At 65.9% G+C, this 17,192-nt stretch carries 17 protein-coding genes; 7 read left to right on the top strand and 10 right to left on the bottom strand.

Annotated features, from left to right (window positions below):
- Positions 1–22: 22 nt before the first annotated feature.
- From J3454_RS09860 to J3454_RS09845, 4 genes are read left to right on the top strand one after another with little or no spacing between them, the layout of a single operon-like run.
- Positions 23–895 carry a polysaccharide pyruvyl transferase family protein gene (locus J3454_RS09860; protein WP_349513588.1) on the top strand — a complete coding sequence of 291 codons (873 nt, stop codon included), beginning with the start codon at positions 23–25 and terminating at the stop codon, positions 893–895.
- A complete protein-coding gene (locus J3454_RS09855; protein WP_349513587.1) occupies positions 888–2,252 on the top strand; it encodes a glycosyltransferase family 4 protein in 1,365 nt (454 codons plus the stop codon). Before J3454_RS09860 ends, J3454_RS09855 begins: the two co-directional genes overlap by 8 nt.
- Entirely contained in the window at positions 2,252–3,445 is a 1,194-nt protein-coding gene (locus J3454_RS09850; protein ID WP_349513586.1) for a polysaccharide biosynthesis/export family protein, read from the top strand. The genes J3454_RS09855 and J3454_RS09850 overlap by 1 nt, the downstream gene beginning before the upstream one ends.
- A gap of 37 nt (positions 3,446–3,482) precedes the next feature.
- Positions 3,483–4,496: an NAD-dependent epimerase/dehydratase family protein gene (locus J3454_RS09845; protein WP_349513585.1), complete on the top strand. Its 1,014-nt coding sequence runs from the start codon at positions 3,483–3,485 to the stop codon at positions 4,494–4,496.
- Here J3454_RS09845 and J3454_RS09840 read toward each other — a convergent pair.
- Positions 4,493–5,170, bottom strand: a complete 678-nt coding sequence (locus J3454_RS09840) for a hypothetical protein (protein WP_349513584.1) — start codon at positions 5,168–5,170, stop codon at positions 4,493–4,495. The genes J3454_RS09845 and J3454_RS09840 overlap by 4 nt on opposite strands.
- A 174-nt stretch (positions 5,171–5,344) precedes the next feature.
- On the opposite strand from J3454_RS09840, the gene J3454_RS09835 reads away from it, so the two are divergent.
- On the top strand, positions 5,345–6,634 hold the full coding sequence (locus J3454_RS09835; protein ID WP_349513583.1) for a nucleotide sugar dehydrogenase: 1,290 nt from the start codon (positions 5,345–5,347) through the stop codon (positions 6,632–6,634).
- A gap of 124 nt (positions 6,635–6,758) precedes the next feature.
- Here J3454_RS09835 and J3454_RS09830 read toward each other — a convergent pair whose 3' ends face one another.
- The 8 genes from J3454_RS09830 to J3454_RS09795 all read right to left on the bottom strand — a co-directional run bounded on the left by J3454_RS09830 (position 6,759) and on the right by J3454_RS09795 (position 13,631).
- Positions 6,759–7,280 (bottom strand): demethoxyubiquinone hydroxylase family protein, encoded by a 522-nt coding sequence (locus tag J3454_RS09830; protein WP_349513582.1) that lies wholly within the window; start codon positions 7,278–7,280, stop codon positions 6,759–6,761.
- A gap of 22 nt (positions 7,281–7,302) precedes the next feature.
- Positions 7,303–7,755, bottom strand: coding sequence for a disulfide bond formation protein B (locus tag J3454_RS09825; protein WP_349513581.1), 453 nt, complete (start codon positions 7,753–7,755; stop codon positions 7,303–7,305).
- A gap of 10 nt (positions 7,756–7,765) precedes the next feature.
- Entirely contained in the window at positions 7,766–9,124 is a 1,359-nt protein-coding gene (locus J3454_RS09820) for a S41 family peptidase (protein ID WP_349513580.1), read from the bottom strand.
- A 134-nt stretch (positions 9,125–9,258) separates the two neighbouring features.
- Positions 9,259–10,530 carry a murein hydrolase activator EnvC family protein gene (locus tag J3454_RS09815; RefSeq protein ID WP_349513579.1) on the bottom strand — a complete coding sequence of 424 codons (1,272 nt, stop codon included), beginning with the start codon at positions 10,528–10,530 and terminating at the stop codon, positions 9,259–9,261.
- A gap of 4 nt (positions 10,531–10,534) precedes the next feature.
- Entirely contained in the window at positions 10,535–10,960 is a 426-nt protein-coding gene (locus tag J3454_RS09810; protein ID WP_349513933.1) for a 23S rRNA (pseudouridine(1915)-N(3))-methyltransferase RlmH, read from the bottom strand.
- 134 nt (positions 10,961–11,094) lie between these two features.
- Positions 11,095–11,448, bottom strand: a complete 354-nt coding sequence (gene rsfS / locus J3454_RS09805; RefSeq protein ID WP_349513932.1) for a ribosome silencing factor — start codon at positions 11,446–11,448, stop codon at positions 11,095–11,097.
- Between the two features lie 174 nt (positions 11,449–11,622).
- A complete protein-coding gene (locus tag J3454_RS09800; protein ID WP_349513578.1) occupies positions 11,623–12,306 on the bottom strand; it encodes a nicotinate-nucleotide adenylyltransferase in 684 nt (227 codons plus the stop codon).
- Between the two features lie 35 nt (positions 12,307–12,341).
- Positions 12,342–13,631, bottom strand: coding sequence for a glutamate-5-semialdehyde dehydrogenase (locus J3454_RS09795; RefSeq protein WP_349513577.1), 1,290 nt, complete (start codon positions 13,629–13,631; stop codon positions 12,342–12,344).
- A 267-nt stretch (positions 13,632–13,898) separates the two neighbouring features.
- Between J3454_RS09795 and J3454_RS09790 the strand changes: the two genes are divergently transcribed.
- Together J3454_RS09790 and J3454_RS09785 are read left to right on the top strand one after the other, a co-directional pair.
- Complete coding sequence (locus J3454_RS09790; RefSeq protein WP_349513576.1) at positions 13,899–15,095, top strand: peptidoglycan DD-metalloendopeptidase family protein; 1,197 nt, start codon at positions 13,899–13,901, stop codon at positions 15,093–15,095.
- A gap of 10 nt (positions 15,096–15,105) precedes the next feature.
- Positions 15,106–15,477 (top strand): bactofilin family protein, encoded by a 372-nt coding sequence (locus J3454_RS09785; RefSeq protein ID WP_349513575.1) that lies wholly within the window; start codon positions 15,106–15,108, stop codon positions 15,475–15,477.
- Between the two features lie 40 nt (positions 15,478–15,517).
- Here J3454_RS09785 and J3454_RS09780 read toward each other — a convergent pair whose 3' ends face one another.
- Entirely contained in the window at positions 15,518–17,182 is a 1,665-nt protein-coding gene (locus tag J3454_RS09780; protein ID WP_349513574.1) for an AMP-binding protein, read from the bottom strand.
- Positions 17,183–17,192: the final 10 nt, after the last annotated feature.

Here is a 17,192-nt window from a genome sequence, read left to right as displayed (position 1 = left end):
CCAAAACCGGAGCGCGGCCGACGTGTCCCGCTTTAGCGAAACGAGTACCGAGAACAGCGTGACCAGCATCATCAACTATCATCGGGTAAACACCAGCAACATCGGCGACCTGATCTGTGCGCCCGCCCTGTGGTTTCCTGAGCTAGCCGAGGTCGGTCGGGAGGAAATCCTCGGCTTCAAGCGCGACGAGAGTCCGTCAATCGAAGCGGTGGCTGCGTGGAAGGAACGGCTGGGCAATGCCGATCTGCTGATCGTCGGCGGGGGCGGCTTGCTCGAAATCGATTTTTTCCGGCGCGGCCTGCAATTTCTAGCTGAGAACCGCAAGTCGACCAGCCGCTTTGTGTTGTGGGGAGCGGGTCATAACAATTGGCAGGTGGGTGATTGGCGCAAGCTCAAACAAAATCTGGAACTTGCGAACTACGGCTTCGACCTCGTTGGCGTGCGTGATTTCGGCTGCGGTTATGAATGGGTGCCGTGCGCGTCATGCATGGCACCCGATCTGGACGAGCCGCCCGAGCCGCTGTTCGATGTAGTAATGTACGCTCACGCAGGCACAATCAGCAATTCGGCGCGCGCCGCAACTCTGCCTGCCGGGATGCCGATGCTCGATAATTCCGCGCCGTTCGAGCAGGTAATCCCATTCCTCGCCAGCGGCGATCTGGTACTGACCGACAGTTTCCACGGTATGTATTGGGCCACGCTGATGGGGCGGCGGGTGATCGCCTTTCCCTCATCCTCCAAGTTCTACAGCATGAAGCATCCTGTGCCCTTGTGCGATCCGGGCGACTGGCAGCGGTTCGAGCCGCTCGCCCGGCGCTATCCTGGGGCGCTGGAAGAATGCCGCGCAAGCAATCGCGCCTTTGCCGACAAGGTGTTGAACTTGCTCCATGGCTAAGCTCCTCATCGACGCCTACAATATTGCGCGCCCGCATGGCACGGGGGTGGCGACCTATGGTCGTAACCTTGCGCGGGCGGCGGCGGGGGTAGGGCATAAGGTGAGCCTGCTGTTCGGCACTCGTGCGGGCCATTCGGCCAAGCAGCCGCTGCTTAACGAGATCGCGCTGGCCGAGGGGGACGAGGGTCAGGCGGATGCCCGCAAACGCCTTGCACCCGTTCTGCCGGGACAGGTCGCCAAGGCCGCAGGCGGTATTCTCGCCACGCGCGAGGCGCGAGAGATCGCGCTGACGGGCGAGGTGATCCTGCCGTCCGCGCTGCGAATCGCCGGGGCGCGGTACTGGAACACGCCGCAGCTTTATTCGCTCGCGCACGGCGCCTTCAAGGTGACGGGGCAGCTGACCAAGGTGGCAGTGCCGGGCACGGATGTGGCCCACTGGACCTATCCGCTGCCGGTGAAGATGCCGGGCGCAGCCAATATCTACACGCTGCACGATCTGGTGCCGCTGCGGCTGCCCTACACCACGGCAGACCGCAAGAAGACCTATCTCGCCCTGTGCCAGCGCATCGCGCGCGAGGCCGACCATATCGTCACCGTATCCGAACATTCGCGCACCGACATCATCCGCATCCTCGGGGTGGAGGAGGCGCGCGTCACCAACCTCTACCAGTCGACCGATATCGCCGCGCTGGTCGACGGCGTCCCGCGCGAACAGATCGCACGCGAAGTCGAAGGGCTGCTGGGGGTCGCGATGCGCGGCTATTACCTGTTTTTCGGCGCGCTTGAACCCAAGAAGAACCTCGCCCGGCTGCTCGAAGCCCATCTGGCGAGCGGATCGCCGCATCCGCTGGTGATCGTCGGCGCGCCCGGCTGGGGGAGCGAGCGCGATGTGGCGCTGCTGAAACAGCTGGCCGATCTCGACCGGCGCAAACGCATCAAATGGCTCGGCTACCTGCCGCGCCAGACGCTGGCGACGGTGATTGCCGGGGCGCGTGCGGTGGTGTTCCCGTCGCTGTATGAAGGTTTCGGTCTGCCGGTGCTGGAGGCGATGTCGCTCGGCACGCCGGTGATCACCGCCGACACGTCCTCGCTGCCCGAAGTGGCGGGCAAGGCGGCGCTGCTGGTCGATCCGATGGACGTGCGCGCCATTGCCCGCGCGATCAATGCAATGGACGATGACGACCGGATGGTGGAAGACCTGTCGCAGCGCGGGCGGGTGCAGGCGGAACGCTTCAGCGCCGCGGCCTATCGCGCGCGATTGACGGAATTCTATGCCAAGCTCGGCATCGCCTCTTCGTCTGCGACGGCGCATCCCGCCCAATTCCCCGATACAGCCCTGCCAAAGGTTCCCGTTTGATGTTCGCTCCGCAATTTTCTCTCACCGCCCTGCCCCGACTCGCACTGGCCGCACTGCTCGCGTCGGTGCTGGCCGGATGCACCACGCTGGGCGCAGCCGGGCCATCCTCCGGGCAGGTGCGCAAGATCGAAGGCGGCGATTATGCCGGCGGGCAGATCGCGCTGGTCGAACTCGATCCGGAAATCTGGCGCCGGGTATCGGCCTTCGAACAATCGCAAAGCCTCGCTCAGCGGCTCGGGCAGAGCGGCGCGGGGGAGATCGTGATCGGGCCGGGCGATGTGCTCGACGTCGCACTGTGGGAAGCGCCCCCTGCGGTGCTGTTCGGCGGCGGCGCGGTGATCCCCGGGCTCGATGCCGGGGCGCAGAACCGCGCGGTGTTGCAGCAGGTGGTCGATGGCACCGGCGCGATCACCATTCCCTTTGCCGGAACGATTCCCGCAGGCGGACGCACGCCTGCCGAAGTCGAACGCATGATCGTGGCGCGGCTGGCGGGCCGGGCCAATGATCCGCAGGTCAGCGTGCGCCTGATCCAGAACGATTCGCGCAATGTGACCGTGCTGGGCGAAGTGACGCAAAGCCGCCGCGTGCCGCTCGGCCCGCGCGGGGAGCGCCTGCTCGATATCATCGCCAGCGCGGGCGGAACCCGCGCCCCGGTGCACCAGACCACCGTGCAGGTGAGCCGCGAGGGCACATCGGCGGTGATGCCACTCGAAGCGATCATCGCCGATCCGGCGCAGAACATCCGGATGCGGCCCGAAGACGTGGTGACGGTACTGCACCAGCCCTACAGCTTCATCGCGCTGGGCGCGGTTGCCACGAGCGCGGAAATCCCGTTCGAGGGGCGCGGCATCTCGCTGGCGCAGGCGCTGGCACGCACCGGGGGTCTGCGCGACAACAAGGCCAATATCCGCGGCGTGTTCGTGTTCCGGCTGGAGGACCCGGCGGCGCTGACTCCGGCGATGCGCGGCGCCACCCCGGCAACCGAGGATGGGCGCATACCGGTGGTCTACCGGCTCGACCTGTCGGACGCGCGCGGGTTCTTCGTGGCGCAGGATTTCATGATCCGCGATCAGGACGTGGTCTATGTCGCGACCGCTCCGGGTGCCGAAATCCGCGAATTCCTCGCCACGGTGACGAGCCTCGCATTCTCTGCCATTGCAATCGGCAACGTCGTTACGTCGAACAACAACTAGGGCGGGCCGCGCAGGCCTGCGGGCAGGGCAGGAAAGCATGCGCACCGTATTCGTCACCGGATCGGCCGGGTTCATCGGCTTTCACCTGGCGCAATTGCTGCTGGACGAAGGTTTCCGCGTGGTCGGCTATGACGGGATGACCGATTACTATGACGTGCGGATCAAGCAGCGGCGCCACCAGATGCTGCTGCAACACCCGCATTTCACCTGTACCGAAGGCATGCTGGAGGATTTCGAGGCGCTTCATTCGCTGGCGCTGGCGGAACAGCCCGACGTGATCGTGCATTTGGCGGCGCAGGCGGGGGTGCGTTACTCGCTGGAAAACCCGCGCGCCTATGTGGATGCCAACCTTATCGGCACCTTCAACGTGATGGAATGCGCGCGCGAATTGGGCGTGGATCACCTGTTGATGGCTTCGACCAGCTCGGTCTACGGCGCGAATACCGATATGCCGTTTGGCGAAGGGCAGAAATGCGACACACCGCTGACCCTGTATGCCGCGACCAAGAAGGCGAACGAGGCGATGGCGCATTCCTATGCCCATCTGTGGAACCTGCCGACCACGATGTTCCGGTTCTTCACGGTTTACGGCCCGTGGGGGCGGCCCGACATGGCGCTGTTCAAATTCACTCGCGGCATCCTCGAAGGGACGCCGATCGACATCTATAATGACGGGGAAATGTACCGCGATTTCACTTATGTGGCCGATCTGGTGCGCGGCATCCGCCTGCTGATCGACGCCGCGCCGGTGCGGCCCGACAGCCCCGAGGACATTGCCGAAGGCGACAGTCTGTCGCCCGCAGCCCCGTTCCGGGTGGTCAATATCGGCAATGGCGAGAAAGTGCGGCTGATGGACTTCATCACCGCGATCGAGTCCGAATGCGGGCGCGAGGCCATCAAGAACTTCATGCCGATGCAGCAGGGCGATGTGCCCGCGACCTGGGCCGATGCGTCCCTGCTCCAATCGCTTACCGGCTACGCTCCGCAGACCTCTTTTCGTGAAGGGGTGGCGCAGTTCGTTGCGTGGTATCGGGATTATTACCGGGTTTAGGTGCCGGGCGGGGACTCGGCCGGTGGAATGGCATCGATCGGCACCTGCTCGTCGTCGCCATCGTCAAACGGGCCGGGCTTCGACGGTGCGACCGGGGGCTGGCGCGCTTCGGTGTCGATCGGCGGCGGGGTGAGCGAAGGATCGCGCGCGGCCGGCAGTTCTCCAGAGCGCTCGCGTTCGAGCCGCTCCATATATTCGCGCTCGATCATCTCGACCCGCTCCTGCTCGGCGGCGGCATCGGCATCGATGGTCGAAAGGCGTTCGGCCCTCGCTTCCTCGATCAACGCGCTGAAGCGCACGTTGTCGGCTTCGGCGCGGTCCTTGTAGGCGGCTTCGATGAACTTCTGGGTGCAGCCGGTGAAGCCGCCGAGACCGGCCGGGCTACAGCTCATCGCGCCGAAATCGCCGACATACTTGATCGACTCGACCCGCTCTGCCCACGCGGTGTTCTCTGGCGAATTGCTCTGGCGCAGGTTCGCCGGGATGCGATAGCGGTCCGCTTCGACCAGAATTTCGCAGATCACCACTTCACCGGGCTGCGCCGCCGGGCATTCATCCTCACTATAGGCGATCACCATGTTGATCTTCTCGTCCGCGCTCTGTGCCGAGACCGGAGCCGCGAAAGCCAGCGCCGCGGTGGCAGCGAGAAAGGTGGAGGCGAGCAGGTGCTTCATCGCGATACGTCCTTTGTCCGGCCCAGCGCCGTTACGGGCACAGCGGTCTGTCCCTGCCATGCCTTCGGGCGGGCATGCTTGTCTAGAGCGCTTGCGCTGAACCGCCCGTGAAGCGGTGCGCTGCGGCGGGCGCGGTTAGCGAAAAATTGAGTCCCGCTAAGCTAGGCGGCGTGCATGGACGGGAATATCGCAGTCGTGGGGCTTGGCTATGTCGGCCTGCCGGTTGCCGTGGCGCTGGCCGAACGGTGCGGCGGGAACGGGCGCAAGGTGGTGGGCTTCGACATTTCGGCCCACCGCATCGCCGCGTTGCATGCCGGGCATGACGCAACCCGAGAGATTTCCGATGACCGGCTGACGTCATGCGGTCTTGAAGTCTCCGACGATCCGGCAGCGATGGAGGGCGCGAGCGTCTTTATCGTCACGGTCCCCACCCCGATCACCGAGGAACGCCGCCCCGATCTCACGCCCTTGTGCAAGGCCTGCGAAACCATCGGCCCGCGCCTGACCAAGGGCGCGCTGGTGGTGTTCGAATCGACCGTCTTCCCCGGCGTGACAGAGGATATCTGCGGTCCTTGGCTCGCCGAACTGTCGGGGCTTCGGCAAGGCCGCGACTTTGCGCTCGGCTATAGTCCCGAACGCATCAATCCCGGCGATCAGGTGCACCGGCTCGAAACCATCACCAAGATCATCGCCGCCGATAGCGAAGCGGCGCTTGCCCGGATGCGCGCGATCTATGGCGCGATTGTCGACGCGGGGCTGCACGAAGCGCCCTCGATCAAGGTGGCCGAGGCGGCGAAAGTGATCGAGAACACCCAGCGCGACCTCAACATCGCGCTGATGAACGAAATCGCGCTGATTTTCGACCGGATGGGCATCGCCACACGTGACGTCCTGGCGGCAGCAGGGACGAAGTGGAACTTCCTGCCCTTTACCCCAGGGCTGGTCGGCGGGCACTGTATCGGGGTCGATCCGTTCTACCTGACGGCGGCGGCAGAAAAGCTCGGCTACCGGCCCGAGGTCATTCTGGCGGGCCGGCGGATCAACGATTCGATGGGGCAGGCGATCGCGCAGAAGCTGGTCAAACTGATGATTGCGAACGGGGTTTCTCCATGCCGCGCGCGGGTTGGCGTCATGGGGCTGACCTTCAAGCAGGACGTGCCCGATATCCGCAATTCCAAGGTGCCCGATATCCTCGCCGAACTGCGCGAATACGGGATCGAAGCGCTGGTGAGCGATCCGCTCGCCGAACCGGCAGCTGCGCTGCACGAATATGGCATCGCACTGAGCCCGCCCGAGGATCTGGTCGGACTCGATGCGCTGGTGCTGGCGGTGAACCACGCCAGCTATCTCGCCGACCCGGCAGACCTGATCGCCCGGGTACGCGAAGGAGGTGTGCTGGTTGACGTGAAAAGCGCGCTCGACCGGACGGGGCTGCCACAGGAACTGGTGTACTGGAGTTTGTAAAGACTGTGCAGTCGGAGAGCCTCGGTCGCGCAGCGACCGCAAGGCCGACCGGCCGCCCGCAGGCGCCCGGAGCGTAGCGGAGGAACAGCGCCGAGGACGCACCGGCGGAGGCCGGTGCGAAGAACTAAAGGCGCTCGCTCACCTTGATCGCAAGACGACAACCGAGCCGGATGGCTCCGGCCAGCAAGGGATAGCCGGGCGCGCGTTCGGCGCCGTTCGCCAGCGCGGCATCGCGATGTTCGCGCTCGTCTTCGCGGAACGCCTCAATCATGTCGGCCAGTTCGGGATCCTCACCGCTCTCGCTCAGTTTATCCAACTGGTCGCTGTAATGCTTGTCGATCTCGGTCTCGACCGCGGCGGTGCAGGCCATCGCGGCTTCCGGGCCGAGCAGCGCGGTGCCTGCGCCGAGCGCATAGCCCGCCGCCGACCAGAACGGATGCAGTATGGTGGGACGCACCCCGCGCCTGACCAGCAGTTCATCGAACTTGGCGCGGTGTTCGCGCTCCTGCTCGGCCATGTGGCGGATTTCCGCGGAATGCGGCGCGCGGTCGCCCATCACCGCCAGCTGGCCTTCGTAGATGCGGGTCGCGCCGAATTCGCCGGCCTGATCGACCCGGATCATGCGGTGGAGTTCATCGCGTTGCATAATCGGCTCCTTTCGCTCCTGCCTACTTCCTATACGCCGCGAGCGCCACAATGGCCGCACCCGCCGTGCAGGAAATCAGGAAATTGAACCCCGCCAGCGAGACACCAAACAGCGTCCAGGGGGCGACATCGCAGCGGATCAACGGCGCGGCGGAGACATTCATCACATCCACGCTTGACGGCAGGGTGGAACAGCCGGTGATCCCCTCCCACCAGCCATATTCGACCCCGGCATGAAAACCACCGATAAACCCCGACGTGATGATCGCAAATCCCGCCAACGCTACCCAGACCCGCGCGGGCTGGATCACGAAAGAAAGCCCCGCAATCCCCAGCGCCGCGAAATGCGGATAGCGCTGCCACCAGCACATTTCGCACGGCGGCAGGCCGAAGCTGTATTGCGCCACATACGCCCCGCCAAGCAGGGCGGCGGGAACCAGCACGGCCAGCAGCCGCGCCTTGCCGAGACTGTCCATGCCTTGCGCCTTAACGCTTGGCCGGTCGCAGCGCTGGCCTCAGGGCGACCGTGCTCTTGGTGGTGCGGCGCAGGGTTTCCAGCGCATAGTGCAGCTGGAAATCCTCGACGCCCTGATCCTTCAGCTCGTCGGCGGTCAGCTGGAAACGCGGATCGGCGATGGTATCGGCCTCCATCTCCTCGTCCTTGATGCCGAGTTCGTTGATCAGGTGCCCGCGCAGATCGCTTTCGCGGGTCTGGTACTTCATCCGCAGCACAAGATCGGGATCGGACAGCTGCGGCACCGCGATATCGGGCTTGATCCCGCCTTCCTGCACCGAATTGCCTGCGGGCGTGAAATAGCGAGCGGTCGTCAGTTTCAGCGCCGCATCCCGGCCCAGCGGCAACAGCGACTGCACCGAACCCTTGCCGAAGCTGCGCTCGCCCATGATCAGCGCGCGGCGGTGATCCTGCAACGCGCCCGCGACGATTTCCGAAGCGGAAGCCGACCCTGCATTGATCAGCACGATCACCGGCACACCTTCGGCCATGTCGCCGCGATAGGCGGTTTCGGCATCGTAGAGAATGGTTTCGCCGCGCGCGCGCCCGCGCTGGCTGACGATCCGGCCATCGGTCAGGAACAGATCGGCCAGCTCCACCGATTCGTCCAGACTGCCGCCCGGATTGTTGCGCAGGTCGAGCACCAGACCGCTGACGCGCCCCGTCGCCTCTTCGCGAATCGCCTGCCAAGCGGCGTACACATCCGCGCCGACATCGGCGGAGAATTCGTTGACGGTGATGACACCAATATTGCCCGCGGACAGCTCATGCTTGACCGGTTCCAGTTCGATCACGCCGCGGGTCACGTCCACTTCCAGCGGCTCGTCGCGGCCGGGGCGGAAGATCGTAAGTTGGATTGTGGTGCCCGAAGGCCCGCGCATCTGCGCCACGGCGTCATCCAGACTGCCGCCATAGATCAGCTTGCCATCGAGATGGGTGATGAAGTCGCCGGCCTTGATCCCGGCATTATCCGCCGGACTGCCATTGAACGGCGAGATCACCTTGACCGCGCCGTCTTCCAGCACGACCGAAAGGCCGAGACCGGCGTAATTGCCCTCGATCATGGTTTCGAGCCGTTGCAGATCGCCGCCGTCGAGATAGGCCGAATGCGGATCGAGCGCCGCCAGCATCCCGTCGATCGCGCCGCGGATCAACACGTCATCCTCGACCGGCTCGACATAGCTGGCCTTCACCCGCTGGAACACCGCGAACAGCTTCGCGAATTCAGGGCCGGCGCGACCATCGACCTGGGCCATGGTGGCGGTGGTGGCGGGGATCAGCGCCACCGCGGTGACAAGCGCGGCGCTGCGCAGGAGAGCGGCGAATTTCATGGGTTGTGCAAGGCTCCTTCGGGAAGCGAATGTATAGGTTCTGCTGGCTTAACGCCAGATGAGAGCGTGCATGTGGGCACCCCGCGTATCCGGACGGGACAGATGCGGCTGCATTCCTGCTGTCCAGATCGGCGCTATCGCAGGTATTGCAAGGGGTTGACCGGTTCGCCGTCGCGGCGCAGTTCGAAGCTTACCGGGTCTTCCCGCCCGCTTGCGACACCGATCGGGCTACCGCCGATCACGCTATCGCCGACCACGGCATCGACCCGCGCAAGGCCGGTGACGAGGCTGGCCCAGCCACCTTCATGTTCGATGATGACGATTCGCCCGAACCCGCGATACGGCCCGGCAAAGGCGATGCGGCCACCGGCAGGAGCGACCACCTGCGCGCCGTCGGCAGGCGCGAGGACCAGCCCGGTGCTGGCGATGCCGCTGTCGCGCTTGGCGCCGAAGCCAATCAGCGTGCGACCGTCGACCGGCAGTTGCAACCCCGGCGGCGGCCGGGTGCTTGTGACAGGGGTCGGAACCGAAGGCGCCGGTAACGGGCCGGACGCCGCCGGACGCACCCCGGCAAGATCGGCGGCAAGATCGGCGGCAAGATCGGCGGGGCGTGGTACCGGGCCGGACAGCGCCGCCAGTTCGCGCCGCAGTGCCGCCACTTCGCCAAGCCGTGCCACCAGTCCATCGAGATCGCGCGCTTCCTCGCCCAGCGCCAGCGCGCGCTCGGCCTCACGCGATGCCGCTCCGCGTGCGGCGCGCGAGGCGATCCGCTGCCGGTTTTCGAGCGCGGCAAGCTGCGTGCGGCGTTCACGCAAGGCCTGCTCACCCGCGCGGACTTCGGCCAGCGTCCGCCCCGCCTCGGCCTCCAACGCGCGCCCGCGATCCAGTTCGGCGCGCAGACCGGCGGTGCGGGCGCGGATCTGCGGCACCGCACTGTCGAGAACGGCGCGGACATAGACGACCTCCTTGAGCGAACCGGGTTGCAGCGCGGACAGGGCGAGCGGACGGCGTGACGCCGTCTGCAGCGCGGCGGCAAGGCGGGCGGTCGGCTCCTGCTTTTCGGCCAGCCGCGCAGTCAGCGCCGCACGTTCGGCCCGGGTCAGGGAATAGCGCGCGCGGGCGACTTCGATATCGGCCTCGGCCTGCTGGATGCGGGCGGCGAGCGCGGCGGCCTCGCGCGCGGTCCGGCTGGCGGCTTCGGTGGCGACCTCGGCCTCGCGGGTCAGGCGCGCGGCGCGGATATCGGCGCGGCGGCTTTCACGGGCCGCGCGGGCAAGCTGGGCCTCGGCCTCGGCAGGCTCCAGCAGCAGCGGCGTTCGCGCCGCGCGCGTTTCGGGCAGGGCCACGGCCATCGCAGCCGTCAGCACGATGGCGAGGCACAGTATCGGGATCGCGGGGCGGTTCATGATCCTATCCTGCCCGATGATAGGGATGCCCTGCAAGGATGGTGACAGCGCGGTAGAGCTGCTCCATCAGCATTGCGCGGGCCAGCATATGCGGCCAGGTGGCGGGGCCGAAGGCGAGCAGCAGGTCGGCAGAGGCGCGTTCGGCATCCGAATGCCCGTCCGCCGCGCCGAGCATGAAGCGGGTTTCGCGCACGCCTTCATCGCGCCAGCGGCCGAGCAGGGCGGCAAAATTCTCCGACGTCATGGCCTTGCCGCGTTCATCGAGCAGCACGGTGCGGCAGGGGGTAAGCGGATCGGCGATTTTGCCCACGCCGGTATCGGGCCACTCGGTCAGCTTCACCGGCCACGTCATCCGCTTGGCATAGCGATCCACCAGCTCGCCCTCAGGCGAGCGGCCGATCTTACCCCGGGCGATGACGTGGAGGAGAATGTTGACCACCTCGAGGAAACGGAGCCAAACGGGCCGCAGCGCGGCCCGCAAGGGCGACCGCCCACCCGCAGCGACGCGGCCTTCAGGCCGCATGAGCGAGGATTTCGCAGCCCGGAGGGGCTGCGGAACTCAAATTACGCGCGCCCGGTTGCTGCCGTATCGCTCCCCTCGAACGACCACATGCGCTCAAGGTTGTAGAAGCTGCGCACTTCGGGGCGGAACAGGTGCACCACCACGTCGCCCGCATCGATCAGCACCCAGTCGGCGGCGGGCAGACCTTCGATCCGCACGTGACCGAATCCGGCCTTCTTGATCGCTTCGCCCAGCTTCTGCGCCATCGCGGCGACCTGCCGGGTGGAGCGGCCGCTGGCGATCACCATGTGATCGGCGATCGAGCTTTTTCCCTCGAGCGGGATCGAGACGATCTCCTGCGCCTGATCGTCGTCAAGCTGGGTCATCACCAACTGGTGCAAGGGATGATCGCTCATCTCAGAGTGCGCCAGCGATTGGGCCGTCTGCGCCGCGGCTTGCGCCGGGGCGAGCGGAATGGATGCAACAAATGCCTCGGTCATCGGCAATCGGGTATCTCCAGAGTTCAGGGCGATGAAGGCTGACAGGACGCAGACGGAAAGCGGGACGAGACGAAACGCGGGACAAGCGCTTCATGCCTCTTCCTCTGTCCGGATGCTGCGAAATGTCAGCCGGTCTCGCAACGGCGTGTCAGGTCCATTATCGCCACGATCCGTGCCGAGGATATCCTCGACCCACCCGGCATTGGCACTGCGAAGTGCCGTGGCCGAGCGGTGATCCGGATCGAAACGCAATAACACCAGAGCCGGTGCGCTCCATTGCCCCCGTTTCCGAAAACTGGCGGCAGGAACACGGTAGCGCCTGAGCCAGGCCATGGCGGGGCTCGTCATGGCGGTTCTATCATAGCCCGGACGGGCGATCACCGCAATCGGCATTGTCCGGGCGATTCTCCGCCAGTCCTTCCAGCGGTGCAACTCGGCGAGGTTATCGGCCCCCATCAGCCACACGAAGCGCCGCTTGGGATAGCGGCGGGTAAGCGCGCGCAGCGTGTCGGCGGTGTAGCGCGTGCCCAGCTGCTGCTCGATCGCGGTCGGCACGATTGGCGCACGGCGGGCCTGTTGCTTGGCGGAATGCAGCCGCGCTGTCAGCGGCGCCATCCCGGCCCGCGGCTTGAGCGGATTGCCGGGCGAAACCAGCCACCACACCTCATCCAGCCCGAGCGCGTCGGCCGCGAACAGGCTGATTCGCCGGTGCCCGCCATGCGCAGGGTTGAAGCTGCCCCCCAGCAGCCCCGTCGTGACCGGGCGTGAGTTCAAGCGCTGTTGTCCCTTGCGCCGTCAGGGCCGGACCGTCACGGGCGCACCTGGCCTGCGCCGCGCACCTGCCACTTGTAGGTGGTAAGCCCTTCGAGCGCGACCGGTCCGCGCGCGTGCAACCGCCCGGTGGCGATGCCGATCTCCGCGCCGAGGCCGAATTCGCCCCCGTCGGCGAATTGCGAGGAGGCGTTGTGCATCACGATGGCGCTGTCGACCTGCGTCAGGAACCGTTCGGCCACGTCCTCATCCGACGTCACGATGGCATCGGTATGGCCCGAGGAGTGGCGCGCAACGTGGGCGAGCGCCGCGTCCAGATCGTCGACCATGGCGACCGACAGCACGGCGTCGAGATATTCGGTGTCCCAGTCATTGGCGCTGGCGGGAGTGACGCGCTGGTCGAGCGCGCGGATGCGATCATCGCCGCGCACTTCGCAGCCCTTGTCGATCAGAGCGGCGACCAGCTTTTCGCTCTCAGGGAAATTGGCGTCGATCAGCAGCGTTTCCATCGCCCCGCAGATGCCGGTGCGGCGCAGCTTGGCATTGAGCGCAATCGCCTGCGCCATCTCGGGATCGGCGGCGGCGTGGACATAGGTGTGGCAGATGCCATCTAGATGCGCGAGCACCGGCACCCGCGCATCGGCCTGCACCCGCGCGACGAGGCTCTTGCCCCCGCGCGGCACGATCATGTCGATCAACCCGCTGGCGGCCAGCATCGCGCCGACGGCGGCGCGGTCCTGCGTCGGCAGCAGCTGCACCGCATCGGCAGGTACACCGCCATCTTCCAGCCCGGCCACCAGCGCGGCGTGGATCGCGCGGTTGGAATGCACCGCCTCGCTCCCCCCGCGCAGCAGCGCCGCATTGCCCGCGCGTACGCACAGCGCGGCGGCATCGGCGGTGACGTTGGGGCGGCTTTCGTAGATGATGCCGATGGTGCCGATCGGCACGCGGATGCGCTGCAGGTGCAGGCCGTTGGGCCGCTCGGCCGTGTCGATCACCTCGCCCACCGGATCGGGCAGATCGGCAACCGCGCGCACGGCTGCGGCAATCCCGGCAAGCCGCGCTTCGTCGAGCGCCAGCCGGTCGAGCATCGCCCTGGCAATGCCGCGCGCCTCGCCTGCGGCGATGTCCTTGGCATTGGCGGTGAGAATCGCCGGGGCCGAGGCTTCGAGCCGGTCAGCGGCAAGATGAAGTGCGGCGGCACGAGCCTCGCTGGTCATGGCGGCAAGCTGGCGCTGCGCCAATCGGGCGGCGCGGGCGAGCGCGCCGATCAGTTCTGCGGGATCGTGGGTTTCGGAGTTCTTTTGTTGTGTCGCTGTCTGGGTCATAGCCGCCCCATAGCAGCCGCGCCGTGCGCTGTCAGGCCCGCGCAGAAAGCGTACGCCGCCGCCAAGGCACGAATCAGGAACAGAAGCATCGCGGGAACGCAACTTTCGGCGAATTGCGCGCAGCATTTGTGGAACATGGCGCGCAGATGAACCACTCGCCGCAATTCCGCTTCGGTTCACCCCTTGCGGCGCGTTGCCAATCGACCCTTAAGGATTGCGCTGATAGCAACATGGGTGTGGGGCATAGATAATAAAATCGGGGCCGCAGTGTCAGACAGTATTTCCACACGTAAGTGGAGCCAGCAGCTTCGGCAGTGGTTCCCCGATCGCGAATTTTTCATGCGCTCCGATGGTCAGGTGCGTTTCATCAAGATCTCGTCGACGCTCCAGATCCGCGCCGCGGCCACGGTGGTCGCGCTTGTGCTGGGCTGGCTGATTGCCCTGGCCATGATGGCCTGGGGCCAGTACCGCGCCGAAGCCGATCTCGCATCGTTCGAACAGCAGCGCGCACGGGTCGCCAAGTCGCAGGAACGGCTCGAAGCCTATGGCGGCGATATCGACCGGGTCGTGGACGACCTCCAGCAGCGGCAGGCATACCTGGAAGACATGGCGCGGATGCTGCCCGAGGATATCGTGGCCGAAGGTGCCGCCGCCGGCACGGTGACCGACTCGACCGCCGAGGCGGCCAAGACAATCGAGAAAGTCAGCCAATCTTTCCCGCAGGCGCGCGGGCTTGCCGAAGTCGAGGCGCGCCAGCTTGCCGTGGTCGAACGCCTGACCCGCTTCGCCGACGCCCGGTCGCGCCGTGCCGAAGCGGCAATGCGCAAACTCAACCTTGATCCCGGTGCGCTCAGCCGGAAGGCACAACAGTCAATGGGGCAGGCGATGGGCGGCCCATTCGAGGCGCTGTCCGGGTCATCGGCAGGCGGGATTGATTCGCGATTCGAACGGCTCGGGCTCAGCCTCGCACGGATGGCGGCTCTCGAGCGCGCTCTCGACGGAATTCCGCAGGTCGTGCCAGCGACGGCCGAGAACATCACTTCTGGCTTCGGCTATCGACGCGACCCGTTCAACGGGCGCGCCGCGATGCATTCGGGGATCGATTTCAAAGGCGCGGTCGGCTCGCCGATCTTCGCGGCCGCCGATGGCCGTGTCACCTTCGCCGGGCGCAAAGGCGGCTACGGCAAAGCGGTCGAGGTCACCCACGCGAATGGGCTGATGACCCGCTACGCCCACTTGTCGCGGGTCGACGTGAAACCGGGCCAACTGGTGGAAGCCGGCGCGACACTCGGTGGGCTCGGCAGTACCGGCCGTTCCACGGGGCCGCATCTGCATTTCGAGGTTCGCATCAATAATCGCGCGATCAATCCGCGCCCCTTCCTGGAGACCGCTCCCGATGTTCTCAAAGAAGTCCGCTCCGGCAGACCGGACCCCGCCCCCGGCGCCGTCGCGGCCAGTAAGTAAAGGCAACGCAATGGCCTCGGGCTCGACCTTCTCGGTGATCGGCGCGGATGTGGTGATCAAGGGCGATATCGCCGCCACCGCCGATCTGCATGTCGACGGCACGATAGAGGGCGACATCAAATGCGCATCGCTCGTTCAGGGCGAATCGAGCAGCATCAGCGGCGCTGTGACCGCCGAAAGTGCGCGCATGGCCGGCACGGTGACGGGTTCTATCACCGCGCGCGATCTGGTGATCCTCAAAACTGCCCGGATCGAAGGCGATGTGCATTATGATGCCCTGACCATCGAACAGGGCGCGCAGGTCGATGGCCGATTCGCGCCAAACGCGCGACCAGCGGTCAAGGCCGTGTCGAGCGTGCCGAGCGTCGAAGCCGCGGAATAAGGTCTGGCTGCCTCGGCCCGTTCGAGCGAACGGTTCCTTCCTACAGCACTTCCGCCCGCAGCGCCTTGCGGTCGAGTTTGCCGATGATGGTGCGCGGCAATTCGCTGCGGATCACCACCTGATCGACGCGTTCGTGCTTGCCGATCTTCGCGTTGAGCCAGCCCGCCAGTTCGTCTGCCGTGGCGGTCGCGCCGTCGTGTAACGTTATGTAGGCGCGCGGAACCTCGCCGCGGTATTCCTCGGGCACGCCGATGACCAGCGCTTCCTTCACCGCCGGATGTTCGAGGATCACGTCCTCGACCACGCTGGGGAACACCTTGAACCCGCCCACCGCGATCATGTCCTTGATCCGGTCGACGATCTCGAGGAACCCGTCCTCGTCCACCCGCGCGACATCGCCGGTGCGCAGGTAACGTTTGCCATCGCGCTCAACAAAGGTGTCGGCGTCGGTCTCGGGCCGGTTCCAGTAGCCGCGCATGACCTGCGGGCCGTGGACGGCAAGCTCGCCCGGCTCGCCTTCAGGGGCGAGCTGTTCGGGATGCTCCTTGTCGAGCAGGATCACTTCGGTGCCGGGGACCAGTTGCCCGATGGTGCCGCGCTTGCGGGTGCTTTCGTAAGGATTGACCGAGACCACGCCCGCGCTTTCGGTGAGGCCGTAACCTTCGACCAGCCGCACCCCGGTCGCCTCCTCGAACCGGACGTGCACCGGGCCGGGCATCGGCGCGCCACCCGAGATGCAGACTTTCAGGCTCGACAGGTCGGTCTTGGCGAGATCGGGATGATCGAGCATCGCCTGAAACATCGTCGGCACGCCGGGAAAGCCGGTGCAGCGATATTTCTGGATCGTTTCCAGCACCTGCTTGGTCTCGAACCGCGGCACCATGGCGATCGAGGCGCCGGTAAAGACCGCGTGATTGAGCAGCGCTGTGTTCGCAAAGACATGGAAGAACGGCAGCGCCCCCATGAACACTTCATCGCTGGCATCACCGAAGGGATTGATCCCGGCGACCTGCTGCGCATTTATGCTCAGCTGGTCGTGGCCTAGCATCGCACCCTTGGGCCGTCCGGTGGTGCCGCCGGTATATTGCAGCAGGGCGAGGTCCTGCGGAGTGACCTCGACCGGCGCGACCGCACGGGCCGGGGTCATTGCGTCCCAGCTCAAGATGTTCGGACCATAGGCGACTTCGGCAATCTGGCTGCGCTTCAGCAGCTTCAGTGCGATGCCCTTGTACCATGGCAGCATCTCGGCGAGGCTGCCCACCACCAGCGTCTCCAGCGCCGATCCGTCCAGCACCTTGCGCGCAGTCTGATAGAGTTCGGGCACATCCAGCGCCACCAGCACGCGAGTGCCGGAATCGTTCACCTGCCAGCTCAGTTCCTCGACCGAATAGAGCGGCGAGAAATTGACCACCACCGCCCCCGCCATCATCGCCCCGTAATAGGCGGCAGCGTAGATCGGGACATTGGGCAGGAACAGGCCGACCCGGTCGCCCTTCTGGATGCCGAGCATATCCTGCAAGCCGGCGGCGAAGCAGCAGGCCTGAACATAAATGTCGCTGTAGCTGTAGGTCCGCCCGAGGAAGTGCAGGAACGGCGCGCTCTTGTTCTTGCGCCAGGTGCGCTCGAACATGTCCGGCAGGCTCAGCGCCTCGAAACTGGTGTCGAGCGGGGTCGGGTGATGGTAGGCAGCGTTACTGACAAGCATGTCAGTAATC

Source organism: Erythrobacter sp. NFXS35 (genome assembly GCF_040148725.1).
Classification (GTDB): domain Bacteria; phylum Pseudomonadota; class Alphaproteobacteria; order Sphingomonadales; family Sphingomonadaceae; genus Erythrobacter.
Note: the sequence above shows the minus strand (reverse complement) of the source record. Positions and strands in the feature narration are given on the sequence as shown.